Raw genomic sequence first — 14,901 nt, 5'->3', positions numbered from 1 at the left:
TTATGGGAGTGCAAGACCCGCAGTATCTTATACATCGGGACTGGATGAGTCAGGCGATCGCCCTTGCCCAAGCTGCTGGAGATGCCGGAGAAGTTCCCGTCGGGGCGATCGTTGTAGACCCCTCCGGCAAGGCGATCGCCCGAACCCAAAACCGCCGAGAACGGGACCATGACCCCACCGCCCATGCGGAAATCCTCGCCCTGCGTACAGCGGGGCAAGTGTTACAAAATTGGCATTTGAATGGCTGTACCCTCTATGTTACCCTAGAACCCTGTCCTTTATGTGCCGGGGCGATCGCCCAATCCCGTCTGAGTCTCCTCGTCTATGGTGCCGACGACCCCAAAAGCGGCGCAATCCGCACCGTCCTCAACCTCCCCGATAGTCCCGCTTCCTTTCACCGCTTATCCGTCCTGGGTGGCATCTTGGAATCCCCCTGTCGAGAGCAATTACAATCCTGGTTCTCTCAACGCCGACAGTCTCCAGACACAAAATCCTAAATTAGGATCGCTCAAAGTATCCAAACCCAAATCAAAATTATATAAATTGGATTCTATCTGAAGTTCGATCGAGGTCGTGGATATAGGTTAAACTGCCAATGACAAGAAACCGGGTTTCTAACCTTTACTGTACCAACGCCCTAGGACAATCTACAAACTGTCCATACTCTCCCCCTGTGCCTGGAACAATTCAAGTACAATAGAAAAATTCAGTTTAAAACACTGTTTTCAAATTACCGGATTAAATTCAAATCAACCCGCAATTGAACCTGATTCTTTCTCTATTTTATCTTAAAAACTACCCCAAAATTATGCAAATTCCCCTCCTAAAATCTACCATTCCCTCCGAAAAAGCTCCCTCGGTAAATTCTAAAATTTCCCCGTGGTTAGCCAGTGCATTATATCCATTAGGCCGTTTTATCGTCCTCCCTACCTACTTTAAACAGATTGAAGTCATCGGTCAAGAACATCTTCCCACCGCTGGACCCACTATCTTGGCCCCGACTCATCGATCGCGGTGGGATGGGATTTTGGTCGCATATACCGCAGGCCGACATATCACCGGACGGGACTTACGATATATGGTCTCTAGTGATGAATTTAAAGGAATTCCCGGTTGGTTAATTCCTCGTCTGGGTGGATTTCCCATTGATAGAAAACGTCCGGGAATTGGAAGTTTGCGGCATGGCGTCGAACTCCTGGAAGCAGGTCAAATGTTAGCGATTTTCCCTGAAGGGGCTATTTTTCACGATGGTGAACTTCATCCGCTTAAACCTGGATTAGCAAGACTGGCAATTCAAGCGGAATCCCTCCATCCTAATTTAGGCGTGAAAATTGTGCCGATAAATGTGGAATATCAGCCGAGGATTCCCCAGTGGCGATCGCAGGTTAAAATTACCATTGCCCCGCCCTTAGAAGTATCTAATTACCGTCTAGATACTCCTAAAGAAAGCGGGAATCAACTCACCGCCGATTTAGAAACCGCACTGCGGGCGATGGACCAAAATCAGGGCTAACCCTTGCGTTATTCCATCTCCGGCTTTGAGTGGCTAAAAAAAGGGGTGGTTAACCCACCCCCCCTAACTTCTATCGGATGTTAACTCAACCGGCTTAAAATCCTCCTATCCACTGAGTCAGAATCTCTTAGCCCGTCGTCAAAATGTCTGGGGAGACTGATTGAAACATTCCATTTAACTCCAGGGGATTGGTATTTAAAACAATCCCTAAAATTTCATTTGTGCTCTTGAGTTGAAGGAGTGCATCAGGAGTGCCATTGTTATCCACATCCACGAAGCGCTGATAGCTAATATCGTTTTGCGTTAACCCATCGGTCAGGCCAATGCGATCGCCCTCGGCCCGTTTAAAATCAGTAATATAGTCAGCTTCTAGCGGGTCAACCACCCCAACGGCTGTGTCGCGCCGCAGGATGAACAAATCAGCCCCTGTTCCTCCAATGAGAACATCTGTACCAAAATCGCCGGTTAAATTGTCATCGCCGCCTTCACCATATAAATCGTCATGGGCTTTACCTCCCCGCACAATATCATTACCCTCCCCGCCAAAGACAACATCATTATCATTGTTGCCATTGAGGATGTCATTGTTAGCGCCACCAAAAAGGTAATCATCGCCTTTCCCACCCCGTAGGGTGTTATTTCCGCCGCTTCCATAGATGCGATCGCGACCACCGTTCCCATTGATGAATTCCCCCTCAGATGAACCGATGATGATATCATCTCCATCTAAGGCCCGTAGCCCCAATTGATAGCCATTCAGTGCCCCGGGAGCCAATTCAACTCGCTCGACATTGGCGGTGAGGTCAAAAAATCCCTGATTGTTCGGCGTTAAGGGTTGAGAAATGACGGTAATTCCGTCAGTGGGAGTTGGGGTGGGAGTATGCAGAGGTACGATGGGCCGGGGTTGTGCTGGGCGCGGTGCATCCAGGGGAGTGGCAAAAACCTGAGCCCAATAGTGGGAGAAGTTGACATTACCTGTATCATTTTCCTGAAAATGATAGCCTACACCAATTTCCGTCACCGTTGGATTGAGGATATTGACCCGGTGTGAGGGACTATTCATCCATTCTCGGACCACTTGCTCCGGTGTCGGTTGACCCCCCGCTACATTTTCAGCAACCGTCTGGTAGTTGTACCCTTGACTCGTGACGCGATCGGCTGCGATGGTTCCATCCATAGGATTAGTATGGCCCATAAAATCGCTCATTCCCATGCTTACGCTATGGACTTGTGCTGCCGCCGCTAACTGCGAATTGAACGTGAGTGGGGCTAAACCCTGTTGCGCGCGCTCTACGTTGGTGAGTTCGACAACACGATTGAGAAATGCTGAAGTCATCTATTTACTCCTGGTGTACATCATCCGCTTCCGGGGTCAGTTAAGTTGCGATGAATTTGTCAACTCAACCCCGGGCGGGTCGGAAAAAAGGCTCAAGCTAAACGCCCTCGTCCCTCCAGTGGTATCCGTGGAGCGAGTGGTTGGCTGAAGCGGTGCTAAATCTCAACCCAAAATTTTATGGCAACCGGGTTTCCGGGTCACTTTTCACCGGGTTTGAGGGAACTGTTGCGACCATTGTGCGCTAGTTTTAAGCGAGAGTGGTGAGAACAATAATTCCTGTAAACATCTCCCTAAAATCCTGTATTTTTGAGCTGATTTGTAGCTCTTAGTTCTACTTTAGGTGAATAAATCAGGCGTGTCAATAGTAAATATATAAAGCTTTGTTAAAGCTGGGAACAAGAAAAACCCGCTTATATTCATCAGCAATTTGCAAAATGGAATTGATCGGGATCTCGTAAATGGGCGATCGCAATCACAGACAAAGAATGCACAAGCACCCATTCTCTACGGTATGCCTAGAAAAGCACTGGAGACTACTCCTAGCCAATGTTTGCCAATTGTGAGTAAAGTTTAACCCCCTCGCACTTAAACAACTGTATCATTGCTAAAAGAGTGTGGCCGGGAGAGAATAGTTTAGGCGATCGCCTAAACCAAAATCCCTCTGAACCCTTTTCAAACCCCCTTAAAACTTCCCTATCCTGTTCGAGGATACAACCGGAGATGAACAGTAACTTTCAGGTCCTGCACCTCCTTCAGACGGCCTAAGTTCACCAACCCATCAAAAAGGGAGAGAATCAGCCAAAAACTGAACTTCTCTCCCTTCATCCCTCATTCAAACCAGACAAGACTAAACGGCTAAGGACAAATCCCAGCTATTCAGCATCCCCGTATCTCCGGGAACGCAATCTTTGACCCACAACTTCCAAGACCCCTGAGCCGACTGATTGCAAAACTGGCGGAGGGTAGGAGTAGTTTGTAGGGAGTAAGTCGTACTCAACCGAGTCTGACTGCCTAAAGTCCGGCTTTGTAATTGCACCGTATAACCATTGGGTGCAATTAAATAAACTTCTAAATCCCCAAGATAACTGTGTTGGATATCCACCGTGACTCGGATATCTGCAACCGCACTCGGGTCAGAAATCGAAATTTCGCTAACTAAACCCGGGCGATCGCTGCTGCCAAAAAGATTCAAGGGAAACAAACCCGATTGATTCTTTTGAAAATCTGGAATCGCCTGCTGACGGTTGTTATGGGCCTCCACCTGGCGCGTGACCTGCATCGGCATCGCAAATAGACGCTGTGCCCGTCGGACCGCATTATAGGCATTCACCTTCCCGTAGCCAAACCATTGGGAGTGACCCTTAGTATCGTAAGTGCCAAAGCGATTGCCCAGTTGAATATCCATATCCGGATCGATAATTTTATCCGCACTTTGCTCCAAAATCTGCTTAACCTGAGCAGCAGTCAAGTGAGGATTAACCGAGAGGACCAATGCAGCAACCCCCGCCACCACCGGACAAGCACTGGAGGTCCCGCCGAAATAGCCCGTATAATCTCCGGAATCGTAACCATTAGACCCGGTGCGATCGGTGGTGAAAATGCCCAACCCGGTTAAATATCCCGTAATCTCTGGGGGAGTGTTCACCGCACCCATTTCTTGAATCCACATTCCCGGGGGTGCATTATTACTCGGAGCACACAGAGAGATGGAGGGACCCCAGTTACTATAGGCGGCCTTTTTAGCCAGACTGGTGCAAGCAGATACAGCAATCACATCAGGATGGACCGCAAACCCACTTAGCCATTTGACCGGCCCTTTGAGGAGGTTATTCGGCCACCCACTCTCGTTTACGGTCCCACTGGTGGGACGGTTGGCATTGCCTGCGGCAAAGACAATCACACAGCCCTTGCCATTGCGTCCTTCTGTAGCGGCCCGGGTAATGGCGGCCCGCTGACGCAGAGAGAGGGGAAAATAGACCGCAGAAGCCCCCCAACTACAGGAAATGACCGAGGCTCCTTTGGTCATGGCCCAATCAAACACTTGCTCGATGGATTCATCATCCAAATAGCCCGTGGTCCGGATCGGCATCAGGGCGCAACCGGGGGCAACGCCCACAATCCCGACGCCATTTTCTTCGGCAACGGCGACACCGGCACAGGCGGTCCCGTGGTTGTCGGAATCGGCTTCCGGGAGGGGTAAAAAGTTTTTGCGTTTAAAGTCTCTGGGGGCGACGACTTTACCGGGGCCTTGAAAATCCGGGTGATTGATGTCGATCGCATCATCGGTGATGGCAACCACTACGGATCGGATGCCTTGGGTAATATCCCAGGCTTTTTCCGCTTCAATATGGGAACCCGGGGCGAGGTCGCGGCCTCCTTTGTTCTGTAAATACCACTGTTTCGGATACAACGGCGATCGCGGCAGGTAGTGATTTTGAGTGGTGATGACGATGTTAGGTTCAGCGGTGAGAACCTCGGATTTTCGCATCAGCCGGTTGGCAATTTTGATGGGATTTTCTGTAGCAGTCCGACGAACGTAACTAATAAAGGTATTGGGGACGCCGTAAACGGGTTTTTGGAGGTCTAGTTGTACCGCTTCAGCGATCGCCTGTCGTTGGGTTTCGTCTACGGTTTCAGCAAATTGAATGGTGACTTCATCAGTCAGGTAAACCCGCATTTGTGGATTGTTATCCACCGTATAGACATGGCTAACAAAGGCAACTTCCGGTAAGTTTCGCACCACTGTCATGACCGTTTCTAGGTCTGCCTCGTCTACGATGAATTCTTCTAACTGAGTGTTTGGTAGTTGTTGTTTATGGGTAGCCGGAATTTGGCTGAACCAATCTTTTGCGGCATTCGGTTCTAGGGGCCGGACAGTAAAGCGATCGCTGAGTTTCAAGAGGAGTAATTCTTCACCGCCTCGTTGCAGGAGCATTCCGAGACTTTGATCGGACACACCGATTCCGACCGGATGGGATTCAGAGGCATCTGACCGATAAACTTGACCAGTCATTGGATGTATTCCTTCGCTGATTTATCTATTCGCTAATGGGTTTTATTCATTTAGGTAACGGATAAATCAGTAAAATTGCCGGTGGGGGCGGTAGGCGATCGCCCATGTACAGCGCTGTCCGTAATTTGGAATTCCTGAGCACCTCGGTGGGGGAGATCGGGCTAATTCCCCGATGTACAGCGCTGTCCTTAATTTGGAATTCCTGATCACCTCCGTGGGGGCGATCGGGCTAATTCCCCAAAAATCTCTACCGATCCGGAGAATAAAGGCTGAATGAGTAACATAGGTTCACTCTATCCACTAGCGCCTTAGCTTTCCTCCAGCCCCTCTGGGATCCTTGATTGAGGTCAATTTTCCCGGATCTTATTCCCTTTTCCAGTTTCTTCCACAACCCGGGACATTGCAATGTTAAGATACCTAAAGTTTTTATCGCTCTGGTGTTCTCCCCACACGCAAAGGTACTTTATGGGATCTGCTGTAAAAGTTCCCCCGCTCGGTTTCGCGGGTTTATTGTCCATAACCCTGCTCGCAGGATTCACCCTGTTGTCTCCCCTACCCATTCGGGCGCAAGAACAGTCCCAACCCGATGGATTAGATGGATTACAGCCCTCCGGTCAGCCAAACGAAACCCTAACGCTGCCAACGCCAACGGAGCGGGGGGCCACATCTCCATCGCAGCCAACGCCGCAATCGATTCCTGAACCCGAGGCGGTTACCCCACCGTCAGACCCGGAGGATTTGCGCCGACTCGCTGCTGATAGCACCTTACTGAGTATGGAAGCAGGTCAACGTTTAGTCCAAGAAGCCAAAGAATCTGCTGCTGCTCAACAGTACGAACCAGCAGTGAGCAAACTGCAACAGTCCCGGGAGATTTTTAATCAACTTTCCAATTTTCACCAACAGCTTTACACCAGCTTTACCGGGATTGATAACCGGATTGCCAACAGTCATCGCACCCTGGCGGCAGAAACTGCCCAAATGCGGGACGAGGCGAGTTACGAGTTGGCGGTGGTTCATAGCGCCCAAAACCAAGCCGATCTCGCGGTCCCCTTACTGATTCAGATTGTGGGGTCTCAACAGCCAACCCGAGAACTCGGTCGTCAAGCTTATGAGTTACTGGCTGACATCGGCTTTGTGGAAATCGTCGAGGAACCGACCAGTTCCGAAACGGATGCCGCCGCCGTTCCTGAAGTCTCCCCGGAAGAACCCAGCACCCCAGCACAACAGACGGGTCTGTTAAGCATGGCGGCTGCAAATGGTTTGATGGAAGAAGCGCGGCAATCTGCCAGTGCGGAAGAGTATGAACAAGCAGTGAGCAAGCTGCAACGCTCTCGGGAGATTTTTAATAAGCTTTCTAATTTCTATCAGCAGCTTTTTACCAGTTTTTCGGGCATTGATAACGCCACGGCGGAAACCCATCGGAACCGGGCTGCGGAAACTGCTGAAATGCGGGATTTGGCAACCTACGAACTGGCCCTAGTGCATCGAGTGCAGAATCAACCGGCATTGGCAGTGCCTTTGTTGATTCAGATTATCCAGTCCCAGCAACCCACGCGAGAGTTAGGGAAAAAAGCCTACGAGCAATTGTGGGAGTTGGGTTTTGTGGATTCGCCCTTTCCAGGAGGACGCCAAAGTTCCTCGGGGTTGCAGTAATCGGCTAGATGCTCAGCAAAAAAGCCCCCAATTTGACCCAAAAACCGGGGTTTTTATCCCTGGGATCTATCTAGGGTATCGATGAGCTAGGAAATTCGGGGGAATTTACCTCCGGGTTTTTCCCTTGAGCGGTGGCGATCGCCCTTCTAAAATTAAATTAGACCGCTTGCAAAATACTGATTTGATTTCCCCAACCCCCCTTAATAAGGGGGGCTTTTTAGAATTGTGCAAGAAGTCTATTAAACTACTAATATTAAAAAAGTATGGACAGGAGTAAGAATGGTTAGCCCGGATCAGGTAAAGGCAATGATCGAGACACAATTGCCCGACGCTCAGGTGACGGTTGAAGATTTGACAGGAACCCGAGATCACTATCAGGTTATCGTTGTTTCGTCCCACTTTGAAGGACTACCCCGAGTGCGGCAACATCAGTTGGTGTATGGTTCCCTACAAGAGGCTATGTCTACAGAGGCGATCCATGCGCTAACCATGAAGACTTATACCCCGGACGCCTGGAGTGAAGTCTCTGGGGCGGTCTAATCACTAGGCTGTCTCGTCCAACCCGCTATTAATACGGCGATCGCCCTGGGTACTCCGGTATCCCTTTTTTGCACAGTAACAACCCATCTTTTACCTTAACGAACACCCATCATGACTATCACTCCCGAACTCAAAGAGCGACTTGACAATATCGTAAACCGTAACAAAATTACCGTTTTCATGAAGGGGACCAAGCTCATGCCCCAATGTGGTTTTTCCAACAATGTGGTGCAGATTCTTAACACTTTGGGCGTTCCTTACGAAACCGTTAACGTTCTGGACGATTATGAGATTCGTCAAGGGATCAAAGAATATTCCAACTGGCCCACGATTCCCCAAGTTTATGTTAATGGTGAATTTGTTGGGGGTTCTGATATTCTCATCGAACTCTATCAAAGTGGTGAATTGCAACAAATGGTAGAAGTGGCTCTGGCTTCCTAATTTGAGACACTTTCCGGTTTAACTGTGGGGTTAAACGGGTGAATTTCATCCAAAAGAAAGGGCTTGAATTATCAAGCCCTTTCTCTTGGATGACCGATTGAAATAACTAGAATAAAAATTATGCATACTGGGCTTAAGAAACCCAAGCATCAATAGCGATCGCGCTATGATGCTGGTTACTCTTGGTCGATAAGGTGTCAAATTCCCCAGGCTGTTGTCAATAGTAGCCCGTTTCAGCTTGGGGCTGTGGGACCAGCTCGAAATTCGACGGATCATGGAGAAATCGAATCGCCTCTTCCTCAAACCTGTGGATGTGAAATGCTTCGATGGTATTTGTTTGCCTCATGGCGGCAATATACCCCTCTAAATAAAGGCGCAGATCATCAATGCGATATCCCCGATTCCACATATCCACCAAGGAGTCGGTGAGTTTTTGATAATGGCGAATTGTTGCAGTATCTTGAAGCATAATTAAAACCTCGAATGGTGTAAAAGTCAGCAATTATCCGATGACCCCAGTCCGTTTTCCCTTAAACCTGATCTTTTCCGGTGGTGCCATCTAGGGGCTGGACACTCCGGGATCCAGACGGATGAACAAGGTGTTCAGGGGGTTTGAACCCGCACGCTCAGACCATTTCAGAGCTGTTGCGCTGGGGGAGGGAACAATCGGGCTACCTGGGGGATCGCCCAGGAAAACCGGGGTAGGGTGGTATTGAAGCACTACCCTACTCTTATTTTACTGCCATTTTTTGTAAGGGTCTGGCTATTGTGACATTGCGATCGCCTGCCTTGATGGAATTTTTACCTAAAGCGCCACTTTATTTGGAATTCCTTAACATTTGGGGGGGACTCAGGGTAGCGGAAGTTACAAAACCCTGACAAAAGGTTTGGTAACCTAAATTCCACCGACGTGAAGGAAACAACTCAGTTGTGGGATCTGTTTGCATTTTAATTGTCGAAGGCAATCCTCATCTGCGATCGCTGTTAGGGTGGCACCTACAGCAAGTAGGATATGGGGTTTATCAATCAGCGGACATCCGTCATGCCCGAGAAATTTTCTATAATCGCCATCCAACTCTAGTCATTCTTGACAACGAGCTACCCGATGGCGATGGTCTGGAATTTTGCCGCTGGCTCTACCAGCAGCAAGAAACGTTGATTTTAATTCTATCCGCGCGCAATACCGAATCCGATATTGTCGAAGGCTTGAAATCAGGAGCCGATGACTACCTGAAAAAACCCTTTGGGATGCAGGAATTTCTAGCCCGAGTCGAATCCCTCGTCCGACGTCATCGTCGAATGACGCCTCCGGCCAGCTTAGACTATGGCGACCTGCAAATTGATTTAGTCCAGCGCCGGGTTCGATATCAAGAGGACGCGATCGAACTCACACCCCAAGAATTTAGTCTGCTGTACGTCCTCGCTCAAGCTGGGGGCCTGCCCATGAGCCGTCCGGAACTCCTGCGCCGAGCATGGCCGGATGCCATTGATAATCCCCGCACGATTGACACTCATGTCCTCTCCCTGCGGAAAAAAATCGAAACTGACCCCCGACAACCTAGCCTGATTCAAACGGTCCGCAATGTGGGCTATCGCTTGAATACGGAAATACTCAACGCGACTCCCCCCCAACAACCCGAACAAACGATGGGGAAAAAAACCCTGATGCGTCAATTAACTCCAGTCGGGGCGGTTCCACTCTCTCGGGGCTAGACTCCCTTGACGCCTAAAAGGTCCGCTCTCAATTCCCGCGACTCATTCCCATTCTGAGGCAGCCTCTGCTTCCGCTTGGACGATCGCCGATCGCAACCTGGCTGAGTCAATCTGCTCCTCGGGCAGGTCCTCCAAAAGGCTGCCTTTGTGCAAATACAATAAGCGGTTGCAAAACTGCTGGGCGAGGTCAAGTTGGTGATTGACCATAATCAGAGTCGTCTCCGTATTCAGGGCCACTTCAGCTAAAACTTGTAGGAGGTGCTCAGCGCGACCCACGTCTAAGGCGGAGGTCGGTTCATCGAGTAACAAAATCTTGGGTTCAATGACTAAGGCGCGGCATAGGGCCACAAGCTGCCGTTGTCCTGCCGATAGCTGCATTTCTGTGCGCTCCAGCCATTCGGGAGGTAGGTGTAGGCGATCCATCCAAGTCGAGACTCTCTCCTGAATCTGGGGGGATTTCATTCCGCGCAGATTCAGGGGATAGGCGATCGCCGCTTTGACGGTCATGCCTAACAGTTTTGACTCTTGCAAAACTAGGATCACTTGCTGACGCAGTTGTAATACCGGAATTTTCCGGTAATCTTGTCCATCCAGATAGATCGTGCCCCGGCTGGGGTCGATGAGTCGAGCAATCAGCCGTAATAGGGAGGTTTTCCCCCCCCCAGAGGGACCCACAATGGCAAGGCGATCGCCTGGATAAACGTCAAAAGAAATCTCATTCAGGATGGGTTTTTCCATCCTCGCCCCTGCGATCGCTGCGTTCAGGCTGACCCGATCCAGCCGCAGTTGAGCATTTTGTTCTATTGGCAAGGGTTTTTAATCTTGTTAATCTGAACAATCCATCGGTTCCAGTCTATCTCCATGCCGGTTGTCCCGGTTAGACATCACTGAAACTGGCCCTGTTCTCCCTTTAACTGCCGAGTTGGATGGCCGTGGCGATCGTCCAAGCATCGATCAACAGCAACAGCAGGGTAAATCCCAGCAAAATAAAATACATCCAAGGTTGGGCTAATGGACGCACATCCCGGGTATCAATCCCGGTTTTGGCTTCCACAATTTTGACCAACTCAGAAAACCCGACCACCCGCATCGGTAGCAGATACCCTTGGCCGGATTTACTGAGAAAATAGTACACTAGCCCCCCCTGTCCGGTGGTGCGCGGTTTGAGCGCCGCTACCTCATTCCAGGGCAACATCCAGCCCTTACGGACACCCCGGGGAACCCACTGGGGATAGGTGACTTGTATGCCTTCAGCATTGGCGATCGCCTTTTCACTGAGCGCCCCATACACTGCTACGGCCCCCATTGCCAATCCCACCCATAGCACCCCTGGAGAAATCGGTGCGCCGGTTACTGCTGACAAAAACGGTAAAGGCACCGTCAGAGCAAGATATAAGCTCAAGAGGGTGACTCGAATTATGGGGGAAATCCGAAATTCCCGGACTTCTATATCTTGGAGTTCAGCGCGATCGCCGATTGGTTCTATTGACACGACCCTTTTTATTCTTAAAAAAATTGACTGGTTGAGAGTTTACCTGGATTTGATGGGAGTGTTTCCCAAAACCTGAGCCCATCCACTGGATTAAGGGGATTTAAGGTAAATATTTTTGCACCACGGTCCAACCCGTCCAGGATACCCAAGCCAATGCCACAAATAAAATAGCATTGGTGGTGATGTGGAGCGATCGCGCCCAGGGACGCCCTGGAGCAATCTGATTTGCACTCCAGGCGGACAGCAGGACCAGTCCCACCACCAACAATCCCGCCCCTAAATGGACCGAATGGCCCAGGGACCCATAATGCCCCAGGGTTCCGACAATCCCCACGGCTAAAAGCAGCAACACTAGGGCCACGAGGGTTATCCCTAGGCCATAATGGAGCGATCGCGCCAAAATTCGTCCTTGTTGTTTACGCCCGAGGCGCGCACCATACATCCACAGCCCACTCACCGCGAGTAAGCTGTAGGCCAGTATCGAAAAACCCATTGACCAGGCTGCGATTTTCCACAACCAGAGGAAAGAAGGCAGATCCACAAACTTTTATCCTAAACAGTGGCCTAACAGGGACGAGTATAGTGAATACGCTTCACCATACTCGTCCCTGTTAAATTTAACCCTAACACCCGTTCAACCGGATAGGTGCAAGCCCCATTATTTTTGATCCTTTATTTTTGATTCCTTGTTTTTCACCCAAGGACCTAACTTATTAAATGATAGAGGGTTGTCGCGTTATTAACACGCTCAACCCTCAACTCCTACCTATCTTCATCTTATTAAACCGACGTTAAAGCCGTCATCGAGAATGGATCACTCAAGACTATCCCTTTATTATCAATGGTGGGATTTCTATGGGGACGGTTGGGCATTTCTTCCCGCTCTGGTGTAGGAGTAGAGGGAGTGGGATCGCTTTCATCGATGACTCGCAGGCGTCCACAGGGGATTTTATCGGATAAAATAGCACTCGCCATCATCCCCGTATGAATTTCTAACAGGGCTTCCGGAAATGCTTCAAAAACAAGACGTTGACCCGGAAACACAACCCGCTCAAAATACCAATTGGGAATGTTACTGACCCGAGCAATCTGGATTTTACTCGTCGCATTGACATAGCAGCACAGAATTTGACCTTTGCGGTCAGCCGGAATGGGATCGAGGATTTGAGCCATAACCTTTATGAGGAGTTTTTTCCCAAAAAAAACTTTATACCCTGTAACCGTAACACCAGCCGATCCCCGCAAGCTGTAAACGCGACTACCAACTGAAGAGAATATAGTCAATTTTTTCATTAAAAATAGAAAATAGCGGGATTAAGGTATGCTGATGAAACCTATCGATCCCCCTTATCAACAGGTTTTGCCAAGTTCCCCCGGGTGTTCCGGGTTCGGGTGAGACTGGAGCAGGGACCTGGACCACTGGCTCCGTCGGGTAAGGGAATTGCGCCCTAGATCATCATGCAGATTCAGAGGGCTGATGGTATGGTTAAGTTATATGAACCTCGTTTTGTAAAAACTATTCCCCGCTACCGAGATGGAAAATCGCATCCTCTACGTTCGCCTCCCGTGCAATCCCATCTTCCCGATCGGTGTCGTTTACCTAGCCGATTTCGTTCACAAGCTGTTTCCCGAGGTTGAACAGCAGATTTTTGATATGGGAACGGTCCCCCCTCTGGACTTTGCGCAGTCCCTCGATGCCTGTGTCGATCGCTTTCAACCCACCTTACTCGTCTTCTCCTGGCGGGATATTCAAATTTACGCCCCCGTCGGGGGACGCGGAGGCAATCCCCTCCAAAATGCTTTTGAGTTTTACTATGCTCGCAATCCCTTAATTAAACTCCGGGGTGCCCTGGGGGGACTGCGAATCACCACGGCCTATTATGGCGAACTCTGGCGCAATCTGGGATTAGTCAAGCGGGGACTCAAACGGGCTCAAACCTATCACCCGGAAGCGAGGGCGATTGTGGGGGGAGGTGCTGTGAGTGTGTTCTATGAACAACTCGGGCGCAGTTTACCCCAGGGGACGATTATCTCGGTGGGGGAAGGGGAGGTACTCCTGGAAAAATATCTGCGGGGTCAGGATTTTCGGGATGAGCGCTGTTATGTGGTGGGGGAAACGACCCCGCGCGATCGCCTGATCCATGAAAAACCCACAGAAATTGAGAAAACTGCTTGTGACTATGACTATATAGAACGGTTATGGCCGGAGTTTCAATATTATCTGCAAGACCAAGATTTTTATATCGGCGTCCAAACTAAACGCGGTTGTCCCCATAACTGTTGTTACTGCGTTTATACGGTGATTGAAGGGAAGCAGGTCCGGATTAATCCAGCCGATGAAGTGGTGGCGGAAATGCGACAACTGTACGATCGCGGCATCCGCAATTTTTGGTTTACCGATGCTCAATTTATTCCGGCACGGCGATATATTAATGATGCGATCGCCTTACTGCAGAAAATTTCCGAAGCCGGAATGAAAGATATCCATTGGGCCGCCTATATCCGCGCTGACAATCTGACCCCGGAATTATGCGACTTGATGGTCAAAACCGGGATGAATTATTTTGAAATTGGGATTACTAGCGGTTCCCAAGAACTGGTTCGCAAGATGCGAATGGGCTACAACCTCCGAGTGGTTCTACAAAATTGTCGCGATTTGAAAGCAGCCGGTTTTAATGACTTGGTGTCGGTTAATTATTCGTTTAATGTGATTGATGAAACTTATGAAACGATTCGGCAAACCCTGGCCTATCATCGGGAACTAGAACGAATTTTTGGGGAAGATAAGGTGGAACCAGCTATCTTTTTTATCGGGTTACAACCCCATACGCATTTAGAAGAGTATGCGTTTAAGGAAAATATTATTAAACCCGGTTACGACCCCATGAGCTTGATGCCTTGGACTGCCCGCAAGTTACTCTGGAATCCGGAACCGTTGGGGTCGTTCTTCGGGGAGGTTTGTCTGGAGGCATGGCAGCGCAATCCCAATGATTTCGGACGGGAAGTGATGCGAATTTTAGAAGAACGGTTAGGTTGTGCGGAGCTAGAATCGGCGTTATCTGCGCCTATTTTACAGGAACCCCAGCCCCGGGCTACGGTCGGTGTCAACTGAAAATGAGGGCGGGGCTTGAAGCCCCGCCTACTTATTTTTTTTTATTGGGCGATCGCTATATTTTTGCCACTCTTGAATGGGTCATTGT

At 49.6% G+C, this 14,901-nt stretch carries 14 protein-coding genes; 7 read left to right on the top strand and 7 right to left on the bottom strand.

Annotated elements, in window-relative coordinates; translation table 11 throughout:
* The first annotated feature begins 2 nt into the window (after nt 1-2).
* The gene (gene tadA / locus NG792_RS08790) at nt 3-497 is read left to right on the top strand and encodes a tRNA adenosine(34) deaminase TadA (protein ID WP_261235220.1); all 495 of its coding nucleotides are present in this window, start codon (nt 3-5) and stop codon (nt 495-497) included.
* 311 nt (nt 498-808) lie between these two features.
* Nucleotides 809-1,513, top strand: a complete 705-nt coding sequence (locus tag NG792_RS08785) for a lysophospholipid acyltransferase family protein (RefSeq protein ID WP_261235219.1) — start codon at nt 809-811, stop codon at nt 1,511-1,513.
* 127 nt (nt 1,514-1,640) lie between these two features.
* On the opposite strand, the gene NG792_RS08780 is transcribed toward NG792_RS08785, so the two are convergent.
* Nucleotides 1,641-2,849, bottom strand: coding sequence for a CAP domain-containing protein (locus NG792_RS08780; protein ID WP_261235218.1), 1,209 nt, complete (start codon nt 2,847-2,849; stop codon nt 1,641-1,643).
* A gap of 847 nt (nt 2,850-3,696) precedes the next feature.
* The gene (locus NG792_RS08775; protein WP_261235217.1) at nt 3,697-5,862 is read right to left on the bottom strand and encodes a S8 family serine peptidase; all 2,166 of its coding nucleotides are present in this window, start codon (nt 5,860-5,862) and stop codon (nt 3,697-3,699) included.
* 465 nt (nt 5,863-6,327) lie between these two features.
* Here NG792_RS08775 and NG792_RS08770 point away from each other — a divergent pair, with 465 nt between their 5' ends.
* From NG792_RS08770 to grxD, 3 genes are all read left to right on the top strand, one after another.
* On the top strand, nt 6,328-7,515 hold the full coding sequence (locus NG792_RS08770) for a hypothetical protein (protein ID WP_261235216.1): 1,188 nt from the start codon (nt 6,328-6,330) through the stop codon (nt 7,513-7,515).
* Between the two features lie 279 nt (nt 7,516-7,794).
* Nucleotides 7,795-8,055, top strand: coding sequence for a BolA family protein (locus tag NG792_RS08765; protein WP_261199744.1), 261 nt, complete (start codon nt 7,795-7,797; stop codon nt 8,053-8,055).
* Between the two features lie 111 nt (nt 8,056-8,166).
* Nucleotides 8,167-8,496 carry a Grx4 family monothiol glutaredoxin gene (gene grxD / locus NG792_RS08760; RefSeq protein WP_263011725.1) on the top strand — a complete coding sequence of 110 codons (330 nt, stop codon included), beginning with the start codon at nt 8,167-8,169 and terminating at the stop codon, nt 8,494-8,496.
* Between the two features lie 217 nt (nt 8,497-8,713).
* On the opposite strand, the gene NG792_RS08755 is transcribed toward grxD, so the two are convergent.
* Nucleotides 8,714-8,965: a DUF6761 family protein gene (locus tag NG792_RS08755; RefSeq protein WP_261199746.1), complete on the bottom strand. Its 252-nt coding sequence runs from the start codon at nt 8,963-8,965 to the stop codon at nt 8,714-8,716.
* Nucleotides 8,966-9,426: 461 nt separating this feature from the next.
* Here NG792_RS08755 and NG792_RS08750 point away from each other — a divergent pair, with 461 nt between their 5' ends.
* On the top strand, nt 9,427-10,209 hold the full coding sequence (locus tag NG792_RS08750) for a response regulator transcription factor (protein ID WP_261199747.1): 783 nt from the start codon (nt 9,427-9,429) through the stop codon (nt 10,207-10,209).
* A 42-nt stretch (nt 10,210-10,251) separates the two neighbouring features.
* Here NG792_RS08750 and NG792_RS08745 read toward each other — a convergent pair whose 3' ends face one another.
* From NG792_RS08745 to NG792_RS08730, 4 genes are all read right to left on the bottom strand, one after another.
* The gene (locus NG792_RS08745) at nt 10,252-11,019 is read right to left on the bottom strand and encodes an ABC transporter ATP-binding protein (protein WP_261235215.1); all 768 of its coding nucleotides are present in this window, start codon (nt 11,017-11,019) and stop codon (nt 10,252-10,254) included.
* A gap of 100 nt (nt 11,020-11,119) precedes the next feature.
* Nucleotides 11,120-11,701, bottom strand: coding sequence for a hypothetical protein (locus NG792_RS08740; RefSeq protein ID WP_261199749.1), 582 nt, complete (start codon nt 11,699-11,701; stop codon nt 11,120-11,122).
* 100 nt (nt 11,702-11,801) lie between these two features.
* Nucleotides 11,802-12,242: a DUF4079 domain-containing protein gene (locus NG792_RS08735; protein WP_261199750.1), complete on the bottom strand. Its 441-nt coding sequence runs from the start codon at nt 12,240-12,242 to the stop codon at nt 11,802-11,804.
* 239 nt (nt 12,243-12,481) lie between these two features.
* Nucleotides 12,482-12,874 (bottom strand): DUF1830 domain-containing protein, encoded by a 393-nt coding sequence (locus tag NG792_RS08730; RefSeq protein WP_261199751.1) that lies wholly within the window; start codon nt 12,872-12,874, stop codon nt 12,482-12,484.
* A 361-nt stretch (nt 12,875-13,235) separates the two neighbouring features.
* On the opposite strand from NG792_RS08730, the gene NG792_RS08725 reads away from it, so the two are divergent.
* Complete coding sequence (locus NG792_RS08725; RefSeq protein WP_261199752.1) at nt 13,236-14,813, top strand: photosystem II high light acclimation radical SAM protein; 1,578 nt, start codon at nt 13,236-13,238, stop codon at nt 14,811-14,813.
* Nucleotides 14,814-14,901: the final 88 nt, after the last annotated feature.

It is taken from the genome of Laspinema olomoucense D3b (genome assembly GCF_025370785.1).
In the GTDB taxonomy this organism is placed as follows: Bacteria; Cyanobacteriota; Cyanobacteriia; order Cyanobacteriales; family Laspinemataceae; genus Laspinema; species Laspinema olomoucense.
Note: the sequence above shows the minus strand (reverse complement) of the source record. Positions and strands in the feature narration are given on the sequence as shown.